The organism is Pantoea sp. VS1, from assembly GCF_002207995.1.
GTDB classification, from domain to species: Bacteria; Pseudomonadota; Gammaproteobacteria; order Enterobacterales; family Enterobacteriaceae; genus Pantoea; species Pantoea dispersa.
Genome location: NZ_NHZE01000052.1, coordinates 125,719 through 151,445 on the forward strand (window position 1 = coordinate 125,719; position 25,727 = coordinate 151,445).

The window sequence follows — 25,727 nt, forward strand, 5'->3', positions numbered from 1 at the left end:
CAAATGAAGCGTAAGTATATTTAGGTCCATCAGGTTTATCAGCCACTCCTGCCTCGAAACCTTTCGTTCATCAGGATAAGTTAAATTGCTGTATATCCAGGGATTACCGTTGGTTGCAGCCAGGCTGTACCTCAATAGCATCAGCCCGGTTGCCCGTTTCGATCAAACAGGTACTGTGGTTCGGTAAGGGGAGCTATAAGTAGCGCCGCAGCCGAGATTTTGACCAGCCGCCGTAAAGAGTGCGATGTGACTGGCGCTGACGATTTATCCCTCTCCGTAAAAATCATGTAATAAAAAATCCACGCAATTGCATGGATTTTATAGTTTTTGCGCTCTCTATGAGGCTCGGTGAAACCTCATGAGACGGCACATTTTATTTAAACGTTAAACAGGAAGTTCATCACATCGCCATCTTTCACGATGTACTCTTTACCTTCTGAACGCATTTTGCCGGCTTCTTTCGCGCCCTGTTCACCTTTGTATGTGATGAAATCTTCGAATGCGATGGTCTGAGCGCGGATAAAGCCTTTCTCGAAGTCGGTGTGGATTTTACCGGCTGCCTGCGGTGCGGTGGCACCAACCGGGATGGTCCAGGCACGCACTTCTTTCACGCCTGCGGTGAAGTAAGTCTGCAGGTTGAGCAGGGCGTAACCAGCGCGGATCACGCGGTTGAGGCCCGGCTCTTCCAGGCCCAGTTCAGCCATGAATTCGTCGCGCTCTTCATCTTCCAGCTCGGCGATGTCCGATTCCACTGCCGCACATACCGGCACCACCACTGAGCCTTCAGCTTCAGCAATCGCGCGCACCTGGTCGAGGTACGGGTTGTTCTCGAAACCGTCTTCATTGACGTTGGCGATGTACATGGTCGGCTTCAGCGTCAGGAAGCTGAGGTAACGGATCGCCGCTTTCTCATCGGCGTCCAGCGCCAGCGAGCGCAGCATACCGGCGTTTTCCAGATGCGGCAGGCACTTCTCCAGCGCGGCCAGTTCCGCCTTAGCATCTTTGTCGCCGCCTTTGGCTTTCTTCTGGCAGCGCTGAATGGCACGTTCGCAGGTGTCGAGATCCGACAGCGCCAGCTCGGTGTTGATGACATCAATATCTTCCGCCGGGTTTACTTTACCGGAGACGTGGATGATGTTGTCGTTTTCAAAGCAGCGCACTACGTGGCCGATGGCTTCAGTTTCGCGGATGTTGGTCAGGAACTGGTTGCCCAGGCCTTCACCTTTGGACGCGCCTTTTACCAGACCGGCGATGTCCACGAACTCCATGGTGGTTGGCACCACGCGCTGTGGCTTAACAATCTCGCTCAGCTGATCGAGGCGCAGGTCAGGCATCGGCACCACGCCGGTGTTGGGCTCGATGGTGCAGAACGGAAAGTTGGCTGCTTCGATACCCGCTTTGGTCAGCGCGTTGAACAGGGTGGATTTACCGACGTTCGGCAGGCCCACAATACCGCATTTAAATCCCATGATCTTACCTTTCTCACTGAGTGTGCAGCGCTGGCAGACAGCGCCGACTGATTCAAAAATTTTCGCGCATTATACACAGAATTACCTGCGGCGGCGCGGGAATTGGCTTAGCTGGCTTTGAAGGCGTGCAGGCGGTTCATCGCCTTGATCTTGTCCTCTTTCAGCCACAGCTCGGTGCAGCGCACCGCTTCATCGACCGCCTCGTCAATCAGCTTCTGCTCGCTGGCCGGTGCCTTGCCGAGCACAAATCCGGTGACCTTGTTACGATCGCCCGGATGGCCGATACCGACGCGCAGGCGATGAAAATTGTTGTTATTACCGAGCTTGCTGATGATGTCTTTCAGGCCATTATGACCGCCATGGCCGCCGCCCTGTTTGAATTTCGCCACGCCTGGCGGCAGGTCCATTTCATCGTGTGCCACCAGAATCTCTTCCGGCGTAATGCGATAGAACGTCGCCATCGCCGCCACCGCTTTGCCGCTCAGGTTCATAAAGGTGGTGGGCACCAGCAGGCGCACATCCTCGCCGGCCAGCGACAGGCGCGCGGTGTAGCCGAAAAACTTCGGCTCCTCTTTGAGAGACTGATTATGGCGCGAGCAAAGTAAATCCACATACCAGGCGCCAGCGTTATGGCGCGTTGCCGCGTATTCAGCGCCGGGATTGGCCAGCCCCACAATCAGTTTAATGCTGCTCACGATGTTTATCCTGTCTCGCTGCGAAAGGGCGATAGTTTACTGCCTGCCGGCGGGGATGACAAAGGGCGTAATGGCAGATTAATGACCTGAGGTGACTAATCAATTTCTATCGAAATCAAGGTGCTGGCGGTAAAGTTTTGTCAGACATTGTGAAGGATGTGTGATCCTGTACGCATCTTAACCGCCAGCCATTGCCTAAACTTATGACCAGTTAACCAAACGTGCTGTTTTCTGCGTTGCTGAAAAGGATGGAGGTGAATCATGAAACGTCAACACTGCCGCACCGTCGGTAATGGTTTGATGTGTCTCGGCTTGTTAACCATGGTGCTCGGGGTGGGTTATTCCATCATTAACCAGCTGCCGTCGGTCAACCTGCCACAGTTCCTCGCGCATGGAGCGATGTTCAGTATTTTCGTGGGTGCGCTCCTGTGGCTGGTCGGCGCACGCGTCAGCGGGCGGGAGAGGGTAGAAGACCGCTACTACTGGCTGCGTCACTACGGTGACAAACGCTGCCGTCGCGATCACCACTCAACGCACTAACCGGCTTCCGCCATTGCCGCCTGCGGCGTCTGATAACCTTCGACGCGGTTACGTCCGGCGGCTTTAGCGCGATACAAGGCTTCATCAGCCAGCGCCAGCAGGGCGGGAAACGCCTGATGCCGCTGGCTGGCAGTGGCAAAGCCAATGCTCACCGTATAACCGATGTCGTTGGGTAGCGACAGCTGTGTCGCCAGCCGGATACGCTCACATATGCGCTGCGCCTGCTCACTGTCGCCAGGAAGCAACGCGGCAAATTCCTCACCGCCCAGCCGGGCAAACTGACCTTCAACCGGCATTAACGCTTTTACCACCTGACAAAAATCGACCAGCACCCGATCCCCCTGCTGATGGCCATAGCGATCGTTAATGCTTTTAAAATGATCGAGGTCGAACAGCACTGCACTGTAAATATAGGGCTGCGGCAAACGTGCGTGGCGCAGCAGCAGTTTTTCTGCGGCTTCAAATAGCGCGCGCCGGTTCCAGACGCCGGTAAGCGGATCGTGCAGCGACGCCAGCTTATGGGCGATCTGCGTCCGCTCATTAACCATCGCCAGGATAGTGAAGGTCAGGCCGATGACGAAGAGGATCGACTCCAGAATCACATACACCGAAAAGCCGGAACCGCCAATGGCACCCGGCACGGGGGTGGCTACCGCATCGTCAAGGAAAATGCGTGCCAGATGGAACAGTAAGTGGATCCACAGCAGTATCTGCGCGGGCCAGAAAGTGACGGTCAGCGTGGCGCGCGCCTGCCACAGCAGACGAATCAGCGCGGCGGTAAAGATGATGCACAGCAGGCACATGACCAGCACGCGTTTCGGCTGGCCGTGATAGAACTGCGGAAAGGCACAAAGCAGCGCCCACAGTAGCGCGCCAGTGATCCAGCAAAAACCGAGTGGAAGGCGGCAAAAAGTACGAAAGGCGTTGAGCAGGGTGCCGTAGGCCAGCAGCATGATGACATTCCCGACTGCCACCGGCAAAAAGTGCAAACCGGCGCTGCGCAGGCTACTGAGCAGCACGGCGGCAAGCGTCAGTATTAGCGTCAGGGTGGTAAAACCCAGCACCCGATCGTACTGCGCCCCGACCCAGGCAAAAATCAAAATAATGCTCAGAAACCCCAGCACGTAGAGCTCGCAAATAAACAACGTATAAATGTCGAGTGGCATGGTGGTCGGAGTTCTCAGCAAAAGTGTGGTGAAAAATATCACTAATCACTGGACCGCTAAAGCCCGGATGCGCTTGTCTGATAAAAAGAGTGGAAGGCGGGGAGATTGGCGGATTTTGAGGCCATTTATCGCGCAAATAGTGGCGGCGGAAGCGGCTTTATCGGGATGTTACTCTGCGCACAGGCAATAAAAAACCGGGCAGGGCGCCCGGTTTTTCGCGAACAATTAATGTTCGAACATCGCCGAAATCGATTCTTCGTTGCTGATACGACGAATGGCTTCGGCCAGCATGCCAGACAGCGTCAGCGTACGCACGTTAGGCAGTGACTTCATCTCTTCCGACAGCGGAATGGTGTCGCAAACAATCACCTGATCAATCACTGACTTGCGCAGATTTTCCACCGCGTTGCCAGAGAAGATTGGGTGAGTGGCGTAAGCGAACACGCGTTTCGCGCCGCGCTCTTTCAGTGCTTCAGCCGCTTTGCACAGCGTACCGCCGGTGTCGATCATATCGTCGACCAGTACGCAGTCACGACCGGCAACGTCACCGATGATGTGCATCACCTGCGACACGTTCGCACGCGGGCGACGTTTGTCGATGATGGCCATGTCGGTGTCGTTGAGCAGTTTGGCGATAGCGCGAGCGCGCACTACGCCACCGATGTCCGGCGAAACCACAATCGGGTTTTCCAGACCAATCTGCAGCATATCTTCCAGCAGAATCGGGCTACCGAACACGTTATCCACCGGGACATCAAAGAAGCCCTGGATCTGTTCAGCGTGCAGGTCAACCGTCAGTACACGGTCCACGCCGACGCTGGAGAGGAAATCAGCCACAACTTTGGCGGTAATTGGCACGCGGGCAGAACGCACACGGCGGTCCTGACGGGCATAGCCAAAGTAAGGGATTACAGCAGTAATACGACCAGCAGAAGCCCGACGCAGTGCGTCGACCATCACAACCAGCTCCATCAAGTTATCATTGGTGGGGGCACAGGTGGACTGGATGATGAAAATATCACCACCGCGTACATTTTCATTAATCTGTACACTTACTTCGCCATCGCTGAAACGGCCGACAGCGGCGTCTCCGAGGCTGGTGTAAAGGCGGTTGGCAATACGTTGTGCTAGTTCCGGGGTGGCGTTACCAGCAAATAGCTTCATATCAGGCACGAGAAGAACCTCAGGCTTGGCGTCCAGAGAATGAACCGCTCAAAAATAACCGGCGAATACATTTGAGCCTGTTCATACGGGTGTGTTAATGCGTCACGTGCAGTGTCTGGAACAGGGTGACACTGTCACGTTTACGCTTAGAGCCCGGAAAGGGTACGCTGTAACGGCGAGAGATTAAGCCCACGCGCCACAAATCCGCACATCCATTTCGGGGCAAGCTCCAGCACCTGACGAGCAGCGGACTCGGTGTCAAATTCAGCAAACACACAAGCGCCGGTCCCTGTCAGGCGCGACGGCGCGTATTCTAGCAGCCAGGAAAGCAGCGCATCAACCTCACGAAAACGTTTTCTTGCTACCGCTTCACAATCATTGTGAAAAGGACGCTGCAACAGTTCATCTAATGTGCGTATTGGTGAATCGCGCGTCAGTTCAGGATCGCGAAACAGATCCGGGGTGGCGATGCTGACGCCAGGATGGGCCACCAGATACCATTTTTCCGCCGGAAACGCGGGCTGCAATTGCTCGCCGACCCCTTCGGCAAACGCCGCATGGCCGTGCACAAATACCGGCACATCGGCACCGAGACGCACGCCAAGCGTAGCCAGCTCATCCACGCTGAGCTGGGTGCGCCACAGATGGTTCAGCGCCACCAGCACCGTCGCCGCATCTGACGAACCACCGCCCAGACCACCGCCCATCGGCAGGCGCTTCTGCAGCGCGATCCGGGCACCGGCCTGCGGCGGCAGCGTGCCTTTGTCCGCCGCTGCGGCACGCAGCGCCAGCGCCGCGCGCACGATCAGGTTGTCTTCATCGGCCACGCCGTCGAGCGGCGTCAGCAGGGTGATACTGCCGCTGTGATCCGGGGTAATCTCCAGGGTGTCGCCAACATCGAGAAACTGAAACAGCGTCTGCAAATTGTGGTAGCCGTCTGCACGACGGCCGGTAATGTAGAGAAACAGGTTGAGCTTTGCCGGCGCGGGCCAGGTGGTGATCATTGTGTGGTCCAGCTATCCATGCGCAGTTTGATGCGCTGACCGCCTTCGGTCAGTTCGAGGTTGGCCGGCAGCGGCGGGTTCACCTTGCTGTCGTAATCGCTGATATTCACCTTCCACTGCTGGCCGTTGCGGCTGTAGGTCAGGCTTTGCAGCTGATAGTTGTTGTTCAGCTGATAGTCGCTGGCGTCGCCTGGCAGACCCATCATCCACTGACGCAGGTTCGCCAGCGGAATATCCATGCCGGTGAGCTGGGAAATCATCTTCTCCGCGTCGTTGCTGACGTAGCGTTTGCCTTTGTTATCGACAATCTGTACCACCGAACCCTGCGCGTCGAGCTGCAGTTCCGTGCTGCCGAGCGGGTTAGTCAGCAGCAGACGGTAACGGTCTGCAGCAGTTTGCTGCCAGTTGAAGCGGGCATAAACCTTCTGCTTATCCGACAGATAGGCAAACGCGCCGCGCGTCTGGTACTGGGTAATTTTCGCTACCGCCTGCTGATGTTGCTGCCACTGCGGCGATGTCGTGCTGGGACCGGGACCTTGCTGGGGTTTGTTGATGCTACAGGCAGCCAGCAACACGCTGGCAAGGGGCAAAAGGCGCAACAGCTGGCGCGGGGGCAAATGCATCACGTGGTCGTCTCCTCAGACACGTTTTTACGTCGTAACCGGTAACGCTAACCATCCGTCTCTGTGCCGTCAATGGCGATGTCAGGATAATTGCGCACGATCAGTTTAATCTTATTACAGTCATAGGCTTTGTATGGCTTTTCTTGATCTGTTGCATCTTGTAGAATGCGCAGCACAAAACCTGACAATTATTGGGACTTCCCAACCCGAATCACCATGACGCTGCTTGCTCTCGGAATCAACCACAAAACCGCACCTGTTGCGCTGCGCGAACGTGTTTCGTTCACGCCAGACACGCTGGACCAGGCGCTGAACAGCTTGCTGTCTCAGCCGATGGTGCAGAGCGGGGTGGTGCTTTCTACCTGTAACCGGACGGAACTCTACCTCAGCGTAGAGCAGCAGACCGATCTGCAGGAGCAGCTGGTGCGCTGGTTGTGCGAGTATCACGACTTACGTGAAGAGGACGTGCGCAACAGCCTGTACTGGCATCAGGACAACGCGGCGGTCAGCCACCTGATGCGCGTGGCCAGCGGACTCGACTCGCTGGTGCTGGGCGAGCCACAGATTCTCGGTCAGGTCAAAAAAGCCCATGCTGACTCCTCGCGCGACCATGCGCTGAGCAGCGAGCTGGAACGCATGTTCCAGAAAACCTTCTCGGTAGCCAAGCGCGTGCGCACCGAAACCGAAATCGGCGCCAGCGCGGTGTCGGTCGCCTTTGCTGCCTGCTCCTTAGCCCGTCAGATTTTCGAATCACTCAGCAGCGTTAACGTGCTGCTGGTCGGTGCCGGTGAAACCATCGAACTGGTGGCGCGTCACCTGCGCGAACACAGCGTGCGCAAACTGATGATCGCCAACCGCACGCGCGAACGCGCGCAGCTGCTGGCGGACGAAGTCGGCGCCGAAGTGATTGGCCTTGCCGATATCGAAACCCGCCTGGCCGATGCCGATATCATTATCTCCTCCACCGCCAGTCCGCTGCCGATTATTGGCAAAGGCATGGTGGAACGGGCGCTGAAGGCGCGCCGCAATCAGCCTATGCTGCTGGTGGATATCGCCGTGCCGCGCGATGTCGAGCCGGAAGTGGGCAAGCTGGCTAACGCCTATCTGTACAGCGTGGATGATCTGCAGGCGATCATCGAGCAGAACATGGCGCAGCGCAAAGCGGCGGCGGTGCAGGCGGAAAGCATTGTGGTGCAGGAGAGCGGCGAATTCATGGCCTGGCTGCGCGCGCAAAGCGCCGGTGAGACCATCCGCGAATACCGCGCGCAGGCTGACGACGTGCGCGCCGAGCTGCAGGATCGCGCGCTGGCGGCGTTGCGTCAGGGTGCTGATGCCGAAAAAGTCTTACAGGAGCTGGCACACAAGCTCACCAACCGTTTAATTCATGCACCAACCAAATCACTGCAGCAGGCCGCGCGCGACGGCGACAGCGAACGCCTGCAGATCTTACGTGACAGCCTCGGTTTAGAGTAATCTGGTCTGTCACGACCTATCACTGGGATACCCTCTATTAGATGAAGAGCTCGATTGTTGCCAAGCTGGAAGCGCTGCAGGAACGCCATGAAGAAGTTGAAGCGTTACTGGGCGATGCCGGCGTAATTGGCGATCAGGACCGTTTCCGCGCGTTATCACGTGAATATGCCCAGCTGAGCGACGTCACCCGTTGTTTCCGCGAATGGCAGCAGGTGCAGGAAGATGTCGAAACGGCTGAAATGCTGCTCGACGATGCGGAAATGCGCGACATGGCGCAGGAAGAGTTAAAGCTGTCGCGCGACAAGCGCGAGGTGCTGGAACAGCAGCTTCAGGTGCTGCTGCTGCCGAAGGATCCCGACGATGAACGTCCGTGCTTTATCGAAGTGCGTGCCGGTACCGGTGGCGACGAAGCGGCGATTTTCGCCGGCGATCTGTTCCGTATGTACAGCCGTTATGCCGAAGCGCGCCGCTGGCAGGTGGAGATCATGAGCGCCAACGATGGCGAGCATGGCGGCTACAAAGAAGTGATTGCGCGTATCACCGGTGACGGGGCTTACGGTCGCATGAAGTTTGAATCCGGCGGTCATCGCGTGCAGCGCGTGCCGGAAACCGAATCGCAGGGGCGCATTCACACTTCCGCCTGTACCGTGGCGGTGATGCCGGAGCTGCCGGAAGCCGAACTGCCGGACATCAATCCGGGCGATCTGAAAATCGACACCTTCCGCTCTTCTGGCGCGGGTGGTCAGCACGTTAACACCACCGATTCGGCGATCCGTATCACCCACCTGCCAACCGGCATCGTGGTGGAGTGCCAGGATGAGCGCTCGCAGCACAAAAACAAAGCCAAAGCGCTGGCGGTGCTGGGTGCACGCATTCACGCAGCGGAAATGGCGAAGCGCCAGGCGGCGGAAGCCTCAACGCGGCGTAACCTGCTGGGCAGCGGCGACCGTTCCGACCGAATCCGTACCTATAACTTCCCGCAGGGGCGCGTCACCGATCACCGCATTAACCTGACGCTCTACCGCCTCGACGAAACCATGGAAGGCAAGCTGGATACGCTGATCGAGCCGATTGTGCAGGAGTATCAGGCTGACCAGCTGGCCGCACTGGCCGGGCAGGAGTGATGAACGTCCGGCGCTGGCTGCAGCAGGCGCAGGCTGCGTTGTGCGGAGGCGATAGCCCGAAGCGCGACGCGGAGATTCTGCTGGGTTTTGTCACCGGCAAGTCGCGCAGCTGGTTGATAGCGTTTGATGACAGCCCGCTCGATGATGCGCAACTGGCACAGCTGGAGACGTTACTGGCACGCCGCGTGCGCGGTGAGCCGATTGCGCATCTGGTGGGCGAACGCGAGTTCTGGTCGCTGCCGCTGCGCGTCAGTGATGCCACGCTGATTCCGCGTCCGGATACCGAAGTGCTGGTGGAGCAGGCGCTGCTGCGGCTGCCCGCGACGCCCTCCGCGGTGCTCGATCTCGGTACCGGCACCGGCGCCATTGCGCTGGCGCTGGCCAGCGAGCGGCCCGATTGTCAGATTACCGGCTGCGACCGCATCGCCGCCGCGGTTGCGCTGGCGCAGGATAACGCCCAGCGCCTGCACCTCACCAACGCCGGATTTGTGCTCAGCCACTGGTTCGACGATCTGCCCGCCCAACGTTTCGATCTGATTGTCAGCAATCCGCCTTACATTGATGCCGCCGATGAACATCTGCAGCAGGGCGACGTGCGTTTTGAGCCGCTCAGCGCGCTGGTAGCGGAGGAGGCCGGGCTGGCGGATTTACGATTAATCATTGAACGCGCGCCGCACTGGTTGCAGCCGCAGGGTTGGCTGCTGCTGGAACACGGCTGGCAGCAGGGCGAGGCTGTACGCGCGCTGCTAACCCGTAATGGCTTTCAGGCGGTCACCACCGTTGAGGATTACGGCGGCAATCCGCGCGTCACGCTTGGACAACTTACTTAAGGAAGCACTATGGCCAGCTGGTATCCGCTGATTAAAAATTTCCATCTGCTGACAGTCGCGATCACCATCACACTGTTTCTGCTGCGTTTTTACTGGCTGACCACCGGATCTGCCCTGCTGCAGCGCCGCTGGGTGCGCATTGCGCCGCACATCAACGATACATTCCTGCTGCTCAGCGGTGCACTGCTGGTGCTGATTACCCACTTTTATCCGTTTACCCCACAAGGAAGCTGGCTGACGGAGAAGCTGTTAGCGGTTATCATCTACATCGCCTTAGGTTCCGTGGCATTGAGTCGTCGCCCGCGCAGCATGGCGACCCGCTGGGTCGCCTGTTTAGTCGCCGTGGTCGCATTATTACTGGTGATTAAACTGGCGATGACCAAAATGCCGTTATTGGGGATAGTATGACCTCGCCAGTGCAACTTGATTACAGTGAAACACCGTTAAGTGAAGCGGTGATTGGCGCGACCTGCGCCATACGCAATGATTTTTCCGCGCCTTCCGTCCAGCAGCAGCTGGCTGACCTGGTTGAAGAGGCGCGGCGCTATGTCAGTAGCGAACAGGATGCGGATCTGCAGCTGGAGAAGCTGCTCGATCTGTTTTACCAGCAGTGGGGCTTTGGCGGTGCCAGCGGCGTCTACAATCTGTCAGACGCGCTGTGGATCGATAAAGTGCTGAAGAGCCGGCAGGGGACGGCGGTATCGCTCGGCGTGATTCTGCTGCACATTGCGGATGAGCTTGAGCTGCCGCTGATGCCGGTGATTTTCCCGACGCAGCTGATTCTGCGTGCCGACTGGCTCGACGGTGAAATGTGGCTGATCAATCCGTTTAACGGTGAGACGCTCGACACCCATACGCTGGAAGTGTGGCTGAAGGGCAACATCAGCCCGACGGCAAAGCTCTATTCTGACGACCTCGACGAAGCGAAAACCGTCAGCGTGATGCGCAAAATGCTCGACACGCTGAAAGCGGCGCTGATGGATGAGAAGCAGATGGAGCTGGCGCTCAACGTCAGCCAGGTGCTGCTGCAAATCGACCCGGACGATCCCTATGAGATTCGCGACCGCGGTTTGATTTACGCCCAGCTGGAGTGCGAGCATATCGCACTGACCGATTTGACCTATTTCGTTGAACAGTGTCCTGAAGACCCGGTCAGCGAGATGATTAAAGTGCAGATCCACGCAATTGAACAGAAACAGGTGACGCTGCACTAAGCGTCCCCCGACATTTAAGGAAAGGGCATGACACAGAAAGTAGTGAGTATCGGCGATATCAAGGTCGCAAACGATCTGCCATTTGTTCTCTTCGGCGGCATGAACGTGCTGGAATCCCAGGATCTCGCCATGCGCATCTGCGAACATTACGTGAAGGTAACCGACAAGCTCGGCATTCCGTATGTGTTCAAAGCCTCTTTTGACAAAGCCAACCGCTCTTCCATCAAGTCTTACCGTGGCCCTGGCCTCGATGAAGGCATGAAAATTTTCCAGGCGCTGAAGCAGGCGTTCGGCGTGAAAATAATCACTGACGTGCACGAAAGCTGGCAGGCGCAGCCGGTCGCCGACGTGGTGGATGTGATTCAGCTGCCGGCCTTCCTGGCGCGTCAGACCGATCTGGTGGAAGCGATGGCGAAAACCGGTGCCGTAATCAACGTGAAGAAGCCGCAGTTCGTCAGCCCGGGCCAGATGGGCAATATCGTCGATAAGTTTGCCGAAGGCGGCAACGACAAGGTGATTCTGTGCGACCGCGGCAGTAACTTCGGGTATGACAACCTGGTGGTTGATATGCTCGGTTTCAACGTGATGAAGAAAGTCACTAACAACAGCCCGGTGATTTTTGACGTCACCCATGCGCTGCAGACACGCGATCCATTTGGCGCGGCCTCTGGCGGTCGTCGTGCGCAGGTTGCCGAACTGGCGCGTGCGGGCATGGCGGTAGGCATCGCCGGTCTGTTCATCGAAGCGCACCCGGAACCGAATAGCGCCAAATGCGACGGCCCGTCCGCGCTGCCGCTCGATAAGCTGGAACCGTTCCTGGCGCAGATGAAAGCGATTGACGATCTGGTTAAAAGTTTTCCGGAGCTGGATACCAGTAACTGATTTGTCATAGCAACAGCAAAGGCACCCGCGGGTGCCTTTGTAATAGAATGGTAAATTCTGTCGCAGGCGCTAACAACGAAGGGATTACATAAAGTATCAACTGAAATTGACCGTCAAAACCATCTAAAATATTTCACGTAGATAGCACCCATGGCAATGACCCAGAGTAGAGTCAATAACAGCCCATAATGAGGGAAAAGCGCTGTCAAAAGTATTCCACCTGCTACCGCCGCAATCACCGGTATTAGTGAAAAAAAAGACTGACTTAACCATGCATAGAACCAGGAAAAGATTCGTTTCATTTTGTCAGTAACCGTTCTACTAATGCCAGTATTTGCTCATCATTTGTTGAGCCGGATTTGTTTAAGTAAATAATTTTAGACATTTCAGGCTCTATGAGATAATAAAGCATTTCTAATTTCTGTTGATACAGATCGAAATAATATTCCGGATCCGCAAATTTCAAATGCTGAGCTGCTGTTGCAGCGATTTGTATTTTCCCATAAAATTTTAAAACTGTGACACTATAAAGCGAAGTCCGGTCAATTACATCAACCAGCGAACTCTTAAAAACTTTAGATTCGGTAACTATGCGCGCGATAAGAAATGAAATGGTGAGTTTTGAAGCTTTACCGCTTGTATAATTAGCTGCCTTTTCAGCAAGTTGGCGCACCAGATTTTGAACATTATGTTCACTGAGACGCGCAAGTTTTTTTCTGAAGTAGATTTCAACCATATCAAGGATGACATCATGTCGTGAAAAAACCTGTGGCAGAGCTGAAAACATACGAACATCTTCACTTCTCAGTCGCTTACATACATCTTTGTAATCATCAAAAACGCAGGAACCATACCAGCTAGCTCTTTCGATTCCCGAGGCAACCGTGGTACTGGCGGTTCGCGTTTCTTCACGCAGTTGCGCCAGTGCTTTTTCAAAATTTAGTGCAATGGTACGATCGGCCTGAAGCTTCAATTTCAGATACGACATGGTTAATCATCCCTTACTGTAGAAATCCTTAAGAAACGATTATATACTCATCACATCTTGTTGCAAGGAGCATACATGAAATGAAACGGATACTATTACTCATTGTCTTAACATTAGGCTACGCAATTGTTATTCCTGAGATCATGTTCAGATTCCTTTCCGAATCATCGTATATGCTGTTAGGTAAATTAGTGAACCCTTTTCATATTTTTTTATCGACCATTGATGCGTTGATCATCGCAACTATTTTATTATCTGCTTTTCTCTCATGGTTGACATTAAAGCTGATAGCGTCCATCGCTAAGCGGTAAGGTTTTAATGTACAAGCAGCATTTTGATACGGTGTCGGGGCTGAAAATAATGTAAGTCAATTGACGTATGGATTGTTTACAGGCAATCATAAACAACGACTGGCAGCCAGAGTACATGCAGTGAATATTTTAACTTCTTCGGGTAAACAGAAAATTAGCAATAAACTATTCGATTTAAGGCTTAATTTTTAGCAAATAGCTGGCAGGGCCAGATGTGCTAACGGCTGTTATTAAGCCGTAAAGATATCTCTATCCAGGTGCGCATAAATGCGCACCCTGCGTTGTACGGTCGCCGCTCATGGCGACCGATTCACCTGATGCGCATGAACGCGCGCCCTGCGTTGTGCGGTCGCCATTTATGGCGACCGATTCTCCTGATGCGCATGAATGCGCACCCTGCGCTGTAGGGTCGCCATTCATGGCGACCACTTCATTTAACATCACAGCATAATCGTCAGCAGATAACCGGCAAACAGGGCCAGATGCGCTGCGCCGTTGAGCACGTTGGTGCGGCCAGTGGAGAACGAGATGTGGCACAGAATCAGCACCGCGCTCATCACCACCATATGCGGCGGCTCAAGGCCGAAAATCAATTGCTGACCGGTCAGGGTGGCGATAATGGTCACCGTCGGCACCGTCAATGAAATGGTGGCCAGCACCGAACCGAAAAACAGGTTCATCGCGCGCTGCACCTGATTCATCAGCACCGCCTTGATTGCGCCCAGACCTTCCGGCGACAGAATCAGCAGCGCGACGAGGAAACCGGTAAACTGCTCCGGCGCGTTCATTTCAGTCAGCAGCATTTCCAGCGAGTTGGCGTTCATCTTGGTCACGCTGATCACCGCAATCAGATGCACAATCAGCCACGCGGTGTGCCACAGCGAGCTGTGCGCGGAAGGTTTGCCGTGGTGCGGGTCGCCATCATCGCTCTCATCTTCATGCTCGTAAACAAACAGGCTCTGGTGGGTTTTGGTCTGAATCAGCAGGAATACGCCGTACATCGCCGCAGAGATCGCCGCAATGATCAGCGCCTGCGCGGTGGTGAAATTGCCGCCGGGCAGGGCATTAGGAAACACCAGCACCAGAATTGCCAGCGGGAAAATGGCGATCATGTACTGCTTCACGCCGGCCAGGTTAACGTACTGGGTGGCAAATTTACGCCCGCCAAGCAGCAGGGCACAGCCCACCAGTCCGGCGGTAACGATCATGATGATGGAGTAGAGCGTATCGCGCATCAGCGCGGGCGCTGCATCGCCGGTCGCCATCAGCGCCGAAATCAGGCTCACTTCCAGAATTACCACTGACAGGCTGAGGATCAGCGAGCCGTAGGGTTCACCTAACCGGTGCGCCAGAACGTCGGCGTGACGTACTACGCTGAAGGCGCTGCTTAAAATCGCTACCAGCGCCAGCAAATTGATGCCGATCACCGGCAGAAGCGCTGTCTGGCCGCCAAAAAAGCTCAGCACCGCCAGCGCCAGAATCGGGAAAATCAGCGAATACTCGCTGTGTCGGGTCTTCTCATGTCCAGCCATGCGCCATCCTCTTCGGCAAAAAGAACAAAAACAGGCAATTGCTGCCTGATAAATATAGTGACTCATCTGACGAAGCGCAGTGTAACTTTTCACCACTGCTCACGCAGATTTTTTACGCGTTTTTACTTTTTGTCATTTTTCTCTGAACGAAGAGAAATTCGCGTTAATCAGCAAATTAGCCCTTTTCATCAGCAGGTTAATAGTGCGTGTTTCTCATCTATTCTGCGTGAAAGGAGGAAGAACAGAACTGAATCATCTGGCCTTATCCTCACTACCCGCCTTATTTGCTGGCAGAAGTATGAAATAGCAGGTTTGCGTTTTTGCCGTTCTCTTCCAGACTTATACAGGGAACCTGAAACAGGAGGAACTATGCCTTATTCATCGAACCGGGAACTGCCGGACAGCGTGCGCCACGTGCTGCCGGGCCATGCGCAAACCATCTACCAAAAGGCGTTTAACAGCGCCTGGGATCAGTATAAAGATGAAGACGATCGTCGCGGTGATGAATCGCGCGAGCAGGTGGCACACAAAGTCGCCTGGGCGGCGGTCAAAAAAGAGTACGCCAAAGGCGAGGACGACAAGTGGCATCCTAAACACTAGCTCCCGCGCGGGCCACTGCGGCCCGCTTCACACTTCTCCGCGCTTCGTTCAAGAATCCTGCCAGGCAGCCGATGCTATTTACAGATAATTTCCCCTTTGTGATCGGGGTCAATCTTGAAACGTTTATGGCAAATGCATTACTGTCTTGTCTTAAGTCGACGCCGCGGGCGCCGCCTGTAAAATCGCAGATTCAGGGAGCTATATCGACAGGAAGGTCAGCGCAGTAGAGGAGATCGCAGTGTTAACCCGGGAATTCTTACTAAAAGCGGATTGCAAAACTTCATTTGGTGATATTGACGAAGCGCTGCTGTGGAGCTGTGAGAAGCGCGCCGCGTCGCTCTGCGCCACGCTTGCCTGTCGTCCCGATCAAAGCCCGGTGTGGATCTTCGGCTACGGTTCCCTGATGTGGAACCCGGTCTTTGAAGCGGAAGAGGTGGCGACCGGACGGCTTGAGGGCTGGCATCGTGCTTTTTGCCTGCGGCTGACCGCCGGACGCGGCACCGTTGCCGCACCGGGACGGATGCTGGCGCTGAAAGAGGGCGGTTCTACCAGCGGTCTGGCGTTTCGCCTGCCGGAAGCGCGCCTGCATGAAGAGCTTGAGCTGCTGTGGAAACGGGAAATGATCACCGGCTGCTATCTGCCCACCTGGTGTGAACTGACGCTGGAGGATGGCCGCACGGTTACGGCGCTGGTGTTTATCATGGATCCGCGTCATCCGCTGTATGAAGCCGACTCCTGCCGCAGCACCATTGCTCCGCTGATCGCTCAGGCCAGCGGTCCGCTCGGCAGCAACGCGCAGTATCTGTTCTCGCTGGAACAGGAATTGGGCAAACGCGGCATGCAGGAAGAGGCGTTAACGCGCCTTGCGGCCGAAGTGCGCGCGCTGCAGCAGAGCGCCGCGCGCGGCTAACCTCAATTACCCGGATTAATCAGCCAGGTGCCCGGCTGGTTAATCGTCAGCATCTGGCTGCGCACCTGGCTGCCGTGATGCACTTCAATACGATAGCTGCCTGCCGCCAGATTCAGCGAGGCGAAACCGCTGCTGGCGGGTTTCACATCCTTCGCTTCGCCGTTCAGCACGATATTTTCCCCTGCCTGCAACTGCAGATAAACCGTCGCCATGGTTGGTGCGCTGCTGGCGGGCGCGCTGCCCGCTGATGGGGTCGCCGCCGGGGCGCTGCTGGCCGCCACCGGCGGTGCGTCGCTCGGGCGATTGGCTTTCCACACCACGACCACCACGGCAAGCAACGCCACGGCAGCGGCAGCCAGCAGGGCAGGCGACAAACGGCGCACATTGCGCGGCGTTACCGGTTCAATCGCGGCGGCGGCATGATTAACCGCCATTACCTGCGGTTCCGGCACGGCCGCTACCGGCTCCGGCACGGGCTGGCTCTCCGCGGTCACCGGGAAGGTCGTCACCAGCGCTTCGACATCGCTCACCGGCAGATCGATCAGCCGGGCAAAAGCATCAATACTTTGTGGCCGGTCTTCCGGCTTCATCGCCAGCGCGCAGTCGATCGCGTGCAGCAGCGGCAGCGAATACCCCTCAGGCTTGCGCTCCACCAGCGGCTGGTAGTTATCTTCAATGCAGCGCACCACGCTGACCGGCGGCGCGTGGCCGGTGATCAGCGTATGCAGCACCGCGCCCAGCGCGTAAATATCGGTCCACGGTCCCTGTTCGACTTCTCCCTCTTCGCTGTACTGCTCAATTGGCGCGAAGCCCGGCTTGAGCATGATCTCGGTTTCATCCGACAGGTTGCCAATCTCTTTGCGCGCCGAGCCAAAGTCGAGCAGCACCGGCAGCTGGTTTTCCTGAATCTGAATGTTATCGAGCGAAATATCACGATGCAGGTAACCGGCGGTGTGAATAGTGTTAATGGCACCAAACAGCGGTGGTAACAGACGGCGAATCCACGCTTCGTCAATGCTGTCCGGGCTGGTGAGCTGCCACTCTTTCAGCGTCATGCCGCTGTAGTAGAGCGTGCCCATGTAAGCCGTGCCGTTCTCTTCCCAGAAGCGCAGGACGTGCAGCAGACCGGGATGATTGAAGCGCGCCAGCAGCCGTGCCTCCTGAATAAAGCTGTTGCGTCCGGCATTAAACAGTTTCTGGAAGCGCTCGCCGCGCAGTTCCAGCGCCAGATCCGCACCGCGTACTGCAAGTGACACCGGCATGTACTCTTTGATGGCGATGGTGCGTTCCAGCTGATGATCCCAGGCGCGATAGACAATGCCAAAGCCGCCGCCGCCGATCACTTCCTTGATTTCAAACTCGTTAAACCGGTAGCCCGCAGGCAGGGCATTGGGGGTATGATTTTCGTTTGCCGACATAGTGAGCTCTCTGAACACGTCCTGTAGCGCCCCGTCACGCCGGTGACGGTGGGCAACAACCGCTAATTAATTAATGTTACGCCAGGCACCAATTGCCGGATCGGCCAGATCGGCGTGCAGGGTGTCAATCAGTAACACAGTCACTTTTTGCTGTGGCATAAACTGCGGCGACCAGATGCCGCGTAAGCTATCAACCCGCGATTTCACCGCTTCGCTATCCGTGCCGGTGTTTTTATCCATTTTAATCAGCAGCGTACCGCTGAAGCGCCAGACGTGCTGCTGAGCATCAAACGGCAGCACCAGCCAGCTATCGCTGGCATCGGGCCGCGTGACAATCATGCGCTGTTTGTTCACCGCTACCACCTCCAGCGGCGTGCGGGTCAGCGTAAGATCGGCGATGGGATAACCCTGCAGGAAGGTTACCGTCTGGCTGCGCGTTTTGCCGTCACTCAGCAGCGTCATCGCCGCCGGACCTTCCAGCCAGCCCTCGGTTGAGCAATGCTGCTGCGGGTTCTCAGGGATAAACAGCGAACCGCCGTTTTCATCCCACCAGGTACGGAAATGGCAGCCGCCGGGCAGGGCGAAGTGCTGCAGCGGCGTGCTGTCGGCCGGACGCGATAAATCCAGCGGCGCTGCGGTATTGGCGCTGGCGCTGGCGGTCGCGTCGTTGAGGATGATCGGCCGCCAGTTCTGCAGTTTTGCCGCGCTGCCGTTAGCCAGCACGCTGCCCTCTTTGCTGGTCATCTGCCAGGGGATCTCATCCAGCAGGCCGCACTGGTTCGCCAGCAGCGTACCGACGCGCGGCAGGAAGCTGGTAAGAATGCTGGTGTCGCTGCTTTTACCGGACACGATGCGCAGCGGCAGCGTCTCTTTACACCAGTCGTCGGGCGCATTACTGGCAACGTTATCGATATAGACTTCCAGCGACAGGCTGGGCGAGTAGACCACCCGGTAATCTTCCGCCTGCGCATTCAGGGCCAGTAACAGGGCGGCAACGCCCGGCAACCACAGTTTCATAATGATCCTTGCAATCAATAACGTGACGGCAGAAAACGTGCCGCATCAGCCTGGGAATAAAGCAGCGTCGCGTCCTGCGGTTCGCCAATCCAGATTGCCAGAGCGCTGAGATTGTCGCTTTTAACACTGCGGTTTACGGCCTGTTCCATCAATGCCAGCCACTCTTCGCAGGCGTTTACCATGCGCAGTGCCTGTTCCATTTCGTCGGTGGTGAGGTTGAGCCAGAAACCGTCGGTACAGACCAGAAATGCATCACCATCGGTCAGCTCAATCACCTCGCTAAAGGTGGCCGGTCGGGCCGGCTCAATACCCAGCGCATTATAAAGTAAATTACTGTTAATGCCGGTATTTTCATAGCCGGCTTCGCGCAGCTGCTGCGCCAGACTGTGGTCACGCGTCACCTGATGCAGCACCCCGTGGCGGAAGTGATAAACCCGGCTATCACCGGCGTGCGCCCACCATGCGCGCTGCGTTGTGCGGTCAATAAACAGGGCAGCAAGGGTGGTACTCATGCGCGAAAAATTCGGATTGTTCCCCTGGGCGCTGACCAGCGTTTGCTGACACTTTTCTATCGCCGCGCGCGTACTCTCCGGCGTGAACGTGTCGCTTTGCTGCAGCTGCGTCAGCAGGGTATCGCGCACCAGCTGGGCGGCATAATCGCCGCCGGGCAGACCGGCCACGCCGTCGCACACCAGAAAACAGGCTTTCTGTTCATCGACTTCGGCACCGGTGCGATCCTGGTTTTCGTCACGCATACCCTGCTGGCAGCGGCTGGCAAACTTCATCTTCATGCGTCTTCGGTCCGCGTCTGGGAATCTTTGTACTGATTCACTTCCATGTCGTAGGCATGCAGAAAGGCTTCACCAAACAAGGTGTGGAAGTCATCTTCAATCTCGCCCGCGGTGCGCTGATAGTGGCGGAGAAAATAGTCCCACAGCGCCGCTTTGCGTCCGCCGCTGAACGGCATCTTAGGCAGCACGCCGTCTTTGCGCGCTTCCTCTTCCAGACGCTGCGGATTAAACGACTGCAGCATCGCGGCAATGATGGCGCGAATGCCGGCAATCATCCCCAGCTGATGCGCCTGTAAATCCACCAGCGCATCGCGCACCGCTGCTTCCGGTGGCATAAAGCCAGGCATCTGGCTCTGGTACATCTGCATCAGCACGGTTTTGCCGGAAGGCAGAATTTTAAACGGGTTGTTGGCTTCGTTAAGGATCATCGTCATGTCGGCTTTCACGCCGCGCTTGAGGATGGAGCGCGAAGAGAGCAGGGCAACCGTACCCTGCGAAAACAGGCTGAGCATGCGGCCGGTGACGCGCATCTGCTCTTCGGTGATCGGCGTCTGGTGACCATTATTCAGGCCCATACCTTCCAGCAGCGCGGCGATCAGTTTGTCCTGATCGGCGCCTGCCAGCACGGCTGGCATCACGGGCGCATCGCTTTGCGGATCGATCGCCAGGCGCGCGTCCGGGCGGCGTTCGTGACGCGGACTGTCGCTCTGTGGCAGGACTTCCGGTTCCGGCACGTTTTCGTCCTGCTGCATACCCAGCGGATCGGCGGCGCTGTCAGCAAAAAACGCCAGCGGATCATCCTGCGGTGCGTTCTGACACGCCGGGTCGCGCACTTCCAGGCCATATTCGCCAATCTGCAGCGTATCGCCATGGCGCAGCCGCACCTGCGAGCCGCGTTGTAGCGCCACGCCGTTCAGCACCACCGAAGTGACGCTGCCCTGGTTGGTCAGGCGGCACTCGCCGTCTGGCGACAGGTGCACCAGCGCCTGCAGGCGCGAGATAGCGCGCGATTCGTCGGGCAGCACCAGGTCGTTATCCTGGCTGCGGCCGATAGTCCCGCCAGGCGGGCTAAACGCGACGGTTTTGGCGGGCACATCCGTATTGCACTGCACAATGGTAAATTGCATGAGTCATCCCGTTAACAAGGCAAGCGCACTGGCCTACTCAAACATCGGTGGATAGAGGCCATTACGTCCCGGCTGGGCACCCGCCGCCGGGTTAAACAATAACGAAAAAAGTTGCGCGGTGAGCGGGCCACTGTGTTTATGCGTGGCGTGGGCAAAGCCGTCACTGCGATTACTCCACCAGTAGCTAATGTGCTGTTGGGGATCAAAACGGTCGGCCACTTCACGCCAGCTCAGGGTGCAGGGCAAATCGTCAAAACCAATCACATCCATGATGTCGCTGCGCTGCTTATCCGGCAGCAGCAGCGGAGCCAGCTGCTGAATCTGCGTCTCAAGCGCGTCCGGGCTGTGGCGATCGCGCACCGCCTGCCACAGCAGCGCGCCGAGTTCCTGATACCAGTCGCCGGAGATCGCCAGCTGTGAAGCATGCCACGCGCTGAGCGGGATGCTGTGCAGCGCCAGCAGCGGCCACGCACGGCCGACGCGATCGCACGAGGGCAGCAGACAGCCCAGCTGCACCTGCTGGCGCAGCGGCGATAGCGGCAGGACAAAATTCCATACCGGCGCGCGTAAAAACTGTTGCGTGCTGGCCTCTTCCTGCTGATGCCAGTGGATTAAGCCTTGTTGAAACCAGTGGCTCCACGGCGTCACCGTGGCTTCACTGAGCCGCTGGCGCAGAAAATCACCGGTGGCCGGTAATTTGCCATACCAGCCCGGCGCGGTGTAACTCGCCATGGTTACCTCACCATTACTCACTGTGTCCGGTCAATCGCTGCGATACGGTGTGTGGCGCAACCGCCAGCATACGGCCATTCTGACCGGCATTTTTCAGATTTTCCGCAAGCTTACGCATCATCAGCGCATTGTCGCGCGCATAAGGCGACGACTGAATCTGCTGATCGAGCAGCTGGCTAAGGTGCCAGTCAAGCTGCTGCAGATCGCGCGCGCTGACATTGTCCGGCAGCGTGCGCTGCAGATTTTGCATCAGCCAGCCGCGCAGAAATTCGCCGTCATAGTTACGCGGCTGATACAGCATCTGATAAGCGCGCAGCGCATTGCGGCTGTAGTCATTGTCGGTGCCGGGATCGTCACGCAGCAGGTTGGTAATTTGCTGGGCCACGCGCGGCAGCAGTAAAGACTTAAGCGCATTTTGATAAAGCACCCATGCGGCATCGCTCACCTGGTTACCGCGATACAGTCCAGCGCGCATGGTAAGCGGTGGATTGTCGAGAGAAAAATGCGCCGACAGCGGCAGTTTCACCAGGTTATTTAAGAAGGGTAGCAGATCAAAAATATTATCGGCTGGCTGATGAATAACCTGCTGACTTTGCGCTGTAATCGGCCCGATACGCGCCGCGACCTGATCGAGATAACGCTGGTTCTGCACGTAGCTGGTGAGCCATAAACCGGAGAGAAGCACCAGCGCGCCGGTGAGCGCGCCGTAACCGATCCAGTGCAGCAGCCGGTTACGATACTCCCAGTGGCGGTTGCTGCCGGCGAGGCCGCTTTCGCGGAACACCAGGTCGCTTAACAGGTCGCGAATAAAGAAGCTCTGGCCTTTGGTACCCGGAATCGGATTGCTGCGGTTAACGCTGTCCCACGCGGCAAGGCTCGACTCGCCGGTGTGTGGCAGCTGTAGCTTGCGGTTGAGTTCGCCCATGATGCGGTCAAACGGCAGGCCTTCCTGGGTACCGCTGGTGAAGAACAGCCCGCGCGCCGACCAGGCAATCTCATCCTGATGGCGGGAAAACACCACGTCGAGATATTCGTTAAGTAAAGGACGCAGCGAACTGAACTCCTGCGGGAACAGGAAGCTGTCGGCGCGCTGGGTGAGATCGCGCTCGCCGGCCATCACGTCGGCCAGCTGCTGCTGCAGACGCTGCTCCAGCTGCTGAAAGCGCTCGCTAAAGCTGCGGTGCCAGTCATCTTTGTGCGGCTTGCCCGGTTCCCACGGAAAGGTGAAGCCCCAGATGGCATCGCGCTGCGGCTTACTCAGGTTGCCGTAAAAGCTCATAAACCCTTTCAGCAGGTCGGTTTTGGTGACCATCACATACACCGGGAAGTGAATGCCGGTTTGCTGATGCAGCTCGACCATGCGGCTGCGCAGCGCGCTGGCCTGGGCGTGACGTGCCTCGGCGGAATCGGTCAGCAGGTCGGCCACGCTGATGGTCATGATCACGCCGTTGATCGGCTGGCGCGTGCGGTAGCGCTTTAGCAATTTAATGAAGTTATGCCACTCGGCGCCGTCGCGCGCGCGCTGGCTCTCCTGCAGTGCGTAACGGCCCGCAGTGTCGATTAAGACTGCGCTGTCTGTGAACCACCAGTCGCAGTGACGCGTGCCGCCGACGCCGCGTACCGCCTCTTTGCCGAGGCTGTCAGTTAACGGAAACTCCAGGCCAGCATTCAGCAGCGCGGTGGTTTTACCGGCCCCGGGCGCGCCTATCATCACGTACCACGGCAGCTGATACAGATAGTGACTCTGAAAACGCGCCAGCCAGCTTTTCTGATGCCGGCGACCAAACTGGGTGCGTTTCAGCCGCAGCGCTGCTTCACTGAAGCGCTGGGTCAGCAGCGTCTCGGTCGCCTGGCGATCGGACGCTTCTTCGTGGCTCATTTCCTGCAGGCGATTGAGCAGTTTGCTGTTAAACCAGCCGCGCCAGATGGCGGGAATAAACTGGAACAGCACCCAGCAGAAATAGAGCAGACCGACCGCCAGCTGGCGCGGGAATACCGGCTCCAGTGGACGGGTATCGCCCCAGCTCCACAGCGGACCGAGCATCCACAGCACGCAGCTCAGCGCCGTGACGCCAATCAGGCCCCACAGCAGGCGATGGGTTAACAGATGTTGGAGTGATGCGCGCATCACTGGCCTCCCTGATGATTGCCGAGGGTTTCCGGTGCCGCAAACAGGGTGATCTCCACCCGGCGATTGCGGGCGCGGTTTTCATTGCTGTCATTGGGTAAGAGCGGATTGCTGTCGCCACGGCCTTCGGCTTTAACGCTGTGACCGTCCGCCAGCTGCGTATTCAGCAGTTGCGTAACGGCACGGGCACGAGCGAAGGAGAATTCATAGCTGGAGGCGAAACGGCCATCCACCGGACGATTATCGGTATAGACCGATACCAGCACCGTGCCTTTTACCGTCTTCATCGCGCTGGCTACGTGCGCCAGCAGCGCGCGGCCAACCTGGTTCACCACCGTACCGTCCGGCGCAAACAGCTTGTCCGCAGGGATGATCACTTTACTGCCAAAGGCACCGTCGCTCACTTCCAGCTGGCCTGCGGCAATCACGTCGTTAAGACGCTGATGCAGATCGAGCAGTGCCTGCGGTGAGGTGGGGCGGCGCCCCGGCATGATTTGCGGCAGCGGGGTTTGATAGATGGCGCGCAGCAGCGGTTCGGCCGCATTGCCCAGCCGCCAGTTGAGCCCGCTGTAGATCAAACAGGCAATCAGCGTAGCCAGCGTGACGCAGGCCCACAGTGGCACCATCGGTCGCGTCAGGGTGCTGACCAGCGGATGCACTTCCACCAGCGGCGCGCGCGGTGGTGCCGCCGGGCGGGTTTCCGCAATCAGCTGCGCCAGCCGTTTACGGATGCCTTCACACTGTGCGCGTCCGCTGTCGCTGCCGCGATAGCGCCCTTCGTAGCCCAGCAGCAGGCAGTAGTGAATCACTTCCAGCAGCCATAAATGCTGCTGCGGGCTTTGCGACACGCGTGACAGCAGCTGGAACACTTTTTCGCCGCCCCAGCTTTCGTTATGAAAGGTCACCAGCATGCCATTGCCGGACCAGACGCCGCGCGTGCCCCATGGGGTTTGCGCCGCCGCTTCGTCCAGCACGCTACACAGGCAGTAGCGTGCGCCGATGATCATCTCAAACGGCAAACCCGCCTGCTTGCAGCGTTGCTCGAACTGGCGGATCTCTTCAATCAGCAGCTGACGCAGGCCGGCGGGATCGTCATGCGTCGCCGCCTGCCGTATACGCACGACGGCATTCAGAATCGGGGCTGCGGCATTCAGCAAAAGGTTATCGTTGCCCGCGACAATGCCATCGCGGGCAAGGGAGTCCTGAGTCATTAAATCTCGATTATCCTGGCAATAACGGAACGGTTAGCCCGCAAAGCAGCGGTGTGCTGCGGGCAATATGCGCCGGATTGCATCATCAGTCTAAGATCCAGGTCGCGGTATCATTGGTGCGGCATGCTTTACTGGCGCCGCCCACGGCCACGCAGACCTGTTTAGTACGACGGGGACGCGGCCGGTCGCTGCGCAGCGTGGCGTCATAGCGGCTGCTCTCCACGCCAGCTTTGGGGGGCACGTAGCCAATCAGCTGACCGCTGGGTTCTTCTGCAATCGCCAGCCAGTTGTGCTCGACGCGACCCAGCACCTCAAAGGTTTGGGCGTTATCCAGATAACGCACCACTTTGCCGCTGTAATCCGGCAGGGTCATCACAGAGGCGGCATACAGCGCGCGAAAGCTCTCATTCACCGGGGTAAATTCACCGGGTGCTGCCACTGCATGACGATGAACCAGTTTTACGCCGTTCACTTCGCTGGTGACCAGGGTGTCATCCGTCACGGGCGGTGGAGGCGCTTTACATCCCGCCAGCGTTAAAGCCGCCAGCAGCGTTAGCAAGAGACTCTTATTCACCATGATCCTCAAATTTTCATCAGTATCGCTGCAGAGTTGTATCCGGCACGCACTCAGCGGGCGGGCAGATTATGCAGTGAGAAGGCCACTAAAAAACAGTCAAATTACAGAAAGATAGTGCTGACTTAAGTCTACCTAAGACTTTTGAGAATTCAAACCATTGCACCGCGGCAAATCCCGTGCTACCGGGCGAAAAAACGCCTT

Annotated in this window: 25 protein-coding genes; 9 read left to right on the forward strand and 16 right to left on the reverse strand. The window is 57.2% G+C overall.

Annotated elements, in window-relative coordinates; translation table 11 throughout:
- Positions 1 to 377 precede the first annotated feature (377 nt).
- Positions 378 to 1,469 carry a redox-regulated ATPase YchF gene (ychF, locus tag CBW22_RS21190; protein WP_021509931.1) on the reverse strand — a complete coding sequence of 364 codons (1,092 nt, stop codon included), beginning with the start codon at positions 1,467 to 1,469 and terminating at the stop codon, positions 378 to 380.
- Between the two features lie 107 nt (positions 1,470 to 1,576).
- A complete protein-coding gene (pth, locus tag CBW22_RS21195; protein ID WP_021509932.1) occupies positions 1,577 to 2,164 on the reverse strand; it encodes an aminoacyl-tRNA hydrolase in 588 nt (195 codons plus the stop codon).
- Positions 2,165 to 2,425: 261 nt separating this feature from the next.
- Between pth and ychH the strand changes: the two genes are divergently transcribed.
- Positions 2,426 to 2,704 carry a stress-induced protein YchH gene (gene ychH, locus CBW22_RS21200; protein ID WP_021509933.1) on the forward strand — a complete coding sequence of 93 codons (279 nt, stop codon included), beginning with the start codon at positions 2,426 to 2,428 and terminating at the stop codon, positions 2,702 to 2,704.
- Here the strand turns inward: ychH and CBW22_RS21205 are convergent.
- From CBW22_RS21205 to lolB, 4 genes are all read right to left on the reverse strand, one after another.
- Positions 2,701 to 3,870 (reverse strand): GGDEF domain-containing protein, encoded by a 1,170-nt coding sequence (locus tag CBW22_RS21205; RefSeq protein ID WP_058780682.1) that lies wholly within the window; start codon positions 3,868 to 3,870, stop codon positions 2,701 to 2,703. The two genes, ychH and CBW22_RS21205, sit on opposite strands and share 4 nt — an antisense overlap.
- A gap of 225 nt (positions 3,871 to 4,095) precedes the next feature.
- On the reverse strand, positions 4,096 to 5,043 hold the full coding sequence (gene prs, locus CBW22_RS21210; RefSeq protein ID WP_006118899.1) for a ribose-phosphate diphosphokinase: 948 nt from the start codon (positions 5,041 to 5,043) through the stop codon (positions 4,096 to 4,098).
- Positions 5,044 to 5,180: 137 nt separating this feature from the next.
- Entirely contained in the window at positions 5,181 to 6,038 is an 858-nt protein-coding gene (gene ispE, locus CBW22_RS21220; RefSeq protein WP_088517799.1) for a 4-(cytidine 5'-diphospho)-2-C-methyl-D-erythritol kinase, read from the reverse strand.
- Positions 6,035 to 6,661: a lipoprotein insertase outer membrane protein LolB gene (gene lolB, locus CBW22_RS21225; RefSeq protein ID WP_021509937.1), complete on the reverse strand. Its 627-nt coding sequence runs from the start codon at positions 6,659 to 6,661 to the stop codon at positions 6,035 to 6,037. The genes ispE and lolB overlap by 4 nt, the downstream gene beginning before the upstream one ends.
- Positions 6,662 to 6,877: 216 nt before the next feature.
- Here lolB and hemA point away from each other — a divergent pair, with 216 nt between their 5' ends.
- Genes hemA through kdsA form a run of 6 tightly spaced genes read left to right on the forward strand, consistent with a single transcriptional unit; the run spans position 6,878 to position 12,184 of the window.
- Positions 6,878 to 8,134, forward strand: a complete 1,257-nt coding sequence (gene hemA, locus CBW22_RS21230) for a glutamyl-tRNA reductase (protein WP_021509939.1) — start codon at positions 6,878 to 6,880, stop codon at positions 8,132 to 8,134.
- Between the two features lie 41 nt (positions 8,135 to 8,175).
- Complete coding sequence (prfA, locus tag CBW22_RS21235; protein WP_058780680.1) at positions 8,176 to 9,258, forward strand: peptide chain release factor 1; 1,083 nt, start codon at positions 8,176 to 8,178, stop codon at positions 9,256 to 9,258.
- Positions 9,258 to 10,088, forward strand: a complete 831-nt coding sequence (prmC, locus tag CBW22_RS21240; RefSeq protein WP_058757489.1) for a peptide chain release factor N(5)-glutamine methyltransferase — start codon at positions 9,258 to 9,260, stop codon at positions 10,086 to 10,088. The genes prfA and prmC overlap by 1 nt, the downstream gene beginning before the upstream one ends.
- 9 nt (positions 10,089 to 10,097) lie before the next feature.
- Positions 10,098 to 10,496 (forward strand): SirB2 family protein, encoded by a 399-nt coding sequence (locus tag CBW22_RS21245; RefSeq protein ID WP_058757490.1) that lies wholly within the window; start codon positions 10,098 to 10,100, stop codon positions 10,494 to 10,496.
- Positions 10,493 to 11,302: an invasion regulator SirB1 gene (gene sirB1, locus CBW22_RS21250; RefSeq protein ID WP_021509943.1), complete on the forward strand. Its 810-nt coding sequence runs from the start codon at positions 10,493 to 10,495 to the stop codon at positions 11,300 to 11,302. The genes CBW22_RS21245 and sirB1 overlap by 4 nt, the downstream gene beginning before the upstream one ends.
- A 27-nt stretch (positions 11,303 to 11,329) precedes the next feature.
- Positions 11,330 to 12,184: a 3-deoxy-8-phosphooctulonate synthase gene (gene kdsA / locus CBW22_RS21255; RefSeq protein WP_021509944.1), complete on the forward strand. Its 855-nt coding sequence runs from the start codon at positions 11,330 to 11,332 to the stop codon at positions 12,182 to 12,184.
- A gap of 298 nt (positions 12,185 to 12,482) precedes the next feature.
- Here the strand turns inward: kdsA and CBW22_RS21265 are convergent, their stop codons facing one another.
- Positions 12,483 to 13,172, reverse strand: coding sequence for a hypothetical protein (locus CBW22_RS21265; protein WP_088517800.1), 690 nt, complete (start codon positions 13,170 to 13,172; stop codon positions 12,483 to 12,485).
- Positions 13,173 to 13,923: 751 nt separating this feature from the next.
- The gene (gene chaA / locus CBW22_RS21275; protein ID WP_021508693.1) at positions 13,924 to 15,015 is read right to left on the reverse strand and encodes a sodium-potassium/proton antiporter ChaA; all 1,092 of its coding nucleotides are present in this window, start codon (positions 15,013 to 15,015) and stop codon (positions 13,924 to 13,926) included.
- A gap of 369 nt (positions 15,016 to 15,384) precedes the next feature.
- Here chaA and chaB point away from each other — a divergent pair, with 369 nt between their 5' ends.
- Together chaB and CBW22_RS21285 are read left to right on the forward strand one after the other, a co-directional pair.
- On the forward strand, positions 15,385 to 15,615 hold the full coding sequence (gene chaB, locus CBW22_RS21280; RefSeq protein WP_021313035.1) for a putative cation transport regulator ChaB: 231 nt from the start codon (positions 15,385 to 15,387) through the stop codon (positions 15,613 to 15,615).
- A 238-nt stretch (positions 15,616 to 15,853) separates the two neighbouring features.
- Complete coding sequence (locus CBW22_RS21285; RefSeq protein ID WP_021508695.1) at positions 15,854 to 16,525, forward strand: gamma-glutamylcyclotransferase; 672 nt, start codon at positions 15,854 to 15,856, stop codon at positions 16,523 to 16,525.
- A 2-nt stretch (positions 16,526 to 16,527) separates the two neighbouring features.
- Here CBW22_RS21285 and CBW22_RS21290 read toward each other — a convergent pair whose 3' ends face one another.
- The 8 genes from CBW22_RS21290 to CBW22_RS21325 all read right to left on the reverse strand — a co-directional run bounded on the left by CBW22_RS21290 (position 16,528) and on the right by CBW22_RS21325 (position 25,526).
- A complete protein-coding gene (locus CBW22_RS21290; RefSeq protein ID WP_058771211.1) occupies positions 16,528 to 17,943 on the reverse strand; it encodes a serine/threonine protein kinase in 1,416 nt (471 codons plus the stop codon).
- A 66-nt stretch (positions 17,944 to 18,009) separates the two neighbouring features.
- Entirely contained in the window at positions 18,010 to 18,960 is a 951-nt protein-coding gene (locus CBW22_RS27065) for a hypothetical protein (RefSeq protein ID WP_058757494.1), read from the reverse strand.
- Between the two features lie 14 nt (positions 18,961 to 18,974).
- Positions 18,975 to 19,751, reverse strand: coding sequence for a PP2C family protein-serine/threonine phosphatase (locus CBW22_RS21300; RefSeq protein WP_058771213.1), 777 nt, complete (start codon positions 19,749 to 19,751; stop codon positions 18,975 to 18,977).
- A complete protein-coding gene (tagH, locus tag CBW22_RS21305; RefSeq protein ID WP_088517802.1) occupies positions 19,748 to 20,878 on the reverse strand; it encodes a type VI secretion system-associated FHA domain protein TagH in 1,131 nt (376 codons plus the stop codon). Before tagH ends, CBW22_RS21300 begins: the two co-directional genes overlap by 4 nt.
- Before the next feature lie 33 nt (positions 20,879 to 20,911).
- A complete protein-coding gene (gene tagF, locus CBW22_RS21310) occupies positions 20,912 to 21,610 on the reverse strand; it encodes a type VI secretion system-associated protein TagF (protein WP_058771215.1) in 699 nt (232 codons plus the stop codon).
- Between the two features lie 13 nt (positions 21,611 to 21,623).
- On the reverse strand, positions 21,624 to 23,738 hold the full coding sequence (gene tssM, locus CBW22_RS21315) for a type VI secretion system membrane subunit TssM (RefSeq protein ID WP_021509950.1): 2,115 nt from the start codon (positions 23,736 to 23,738) through the stop codon (positions 21,624 to 21,626).
- The gene (icmH, locus tag CBW22_RS21320) at positions 23,738 to 24,949 is read right to left on the reverse strand and encodes a type IVB secretion system protein IcmH/DotU (protein WP_058757499.1); all 1,212 of its coding nucleotides are present in this window, start codon (positions 24,947 to 24,949) and stop codon (positions 23,738 to 23,740) included. Before icmH ends, tssM begins: the two co-directional genes overlap by 1 nt.
- An 85-nt stretch (positions 24,950 to 25,034) precedes the next feature.
- Positions 25,035 to 25,526 carry an SH3 domain-containing protein gene (locus CBW22_RS21325; protein WP_176428162.1) on the reverse strand — a complete coding sequence of 164 codons (492 nt, stop codon included), beginning with the start codon at positions 25,524 to 25,526 and terminating at the stop codon, positions 25,035 to 25,037.
- Positions 25,527 to 25,727: the final 201 nt, after the last annotated feature.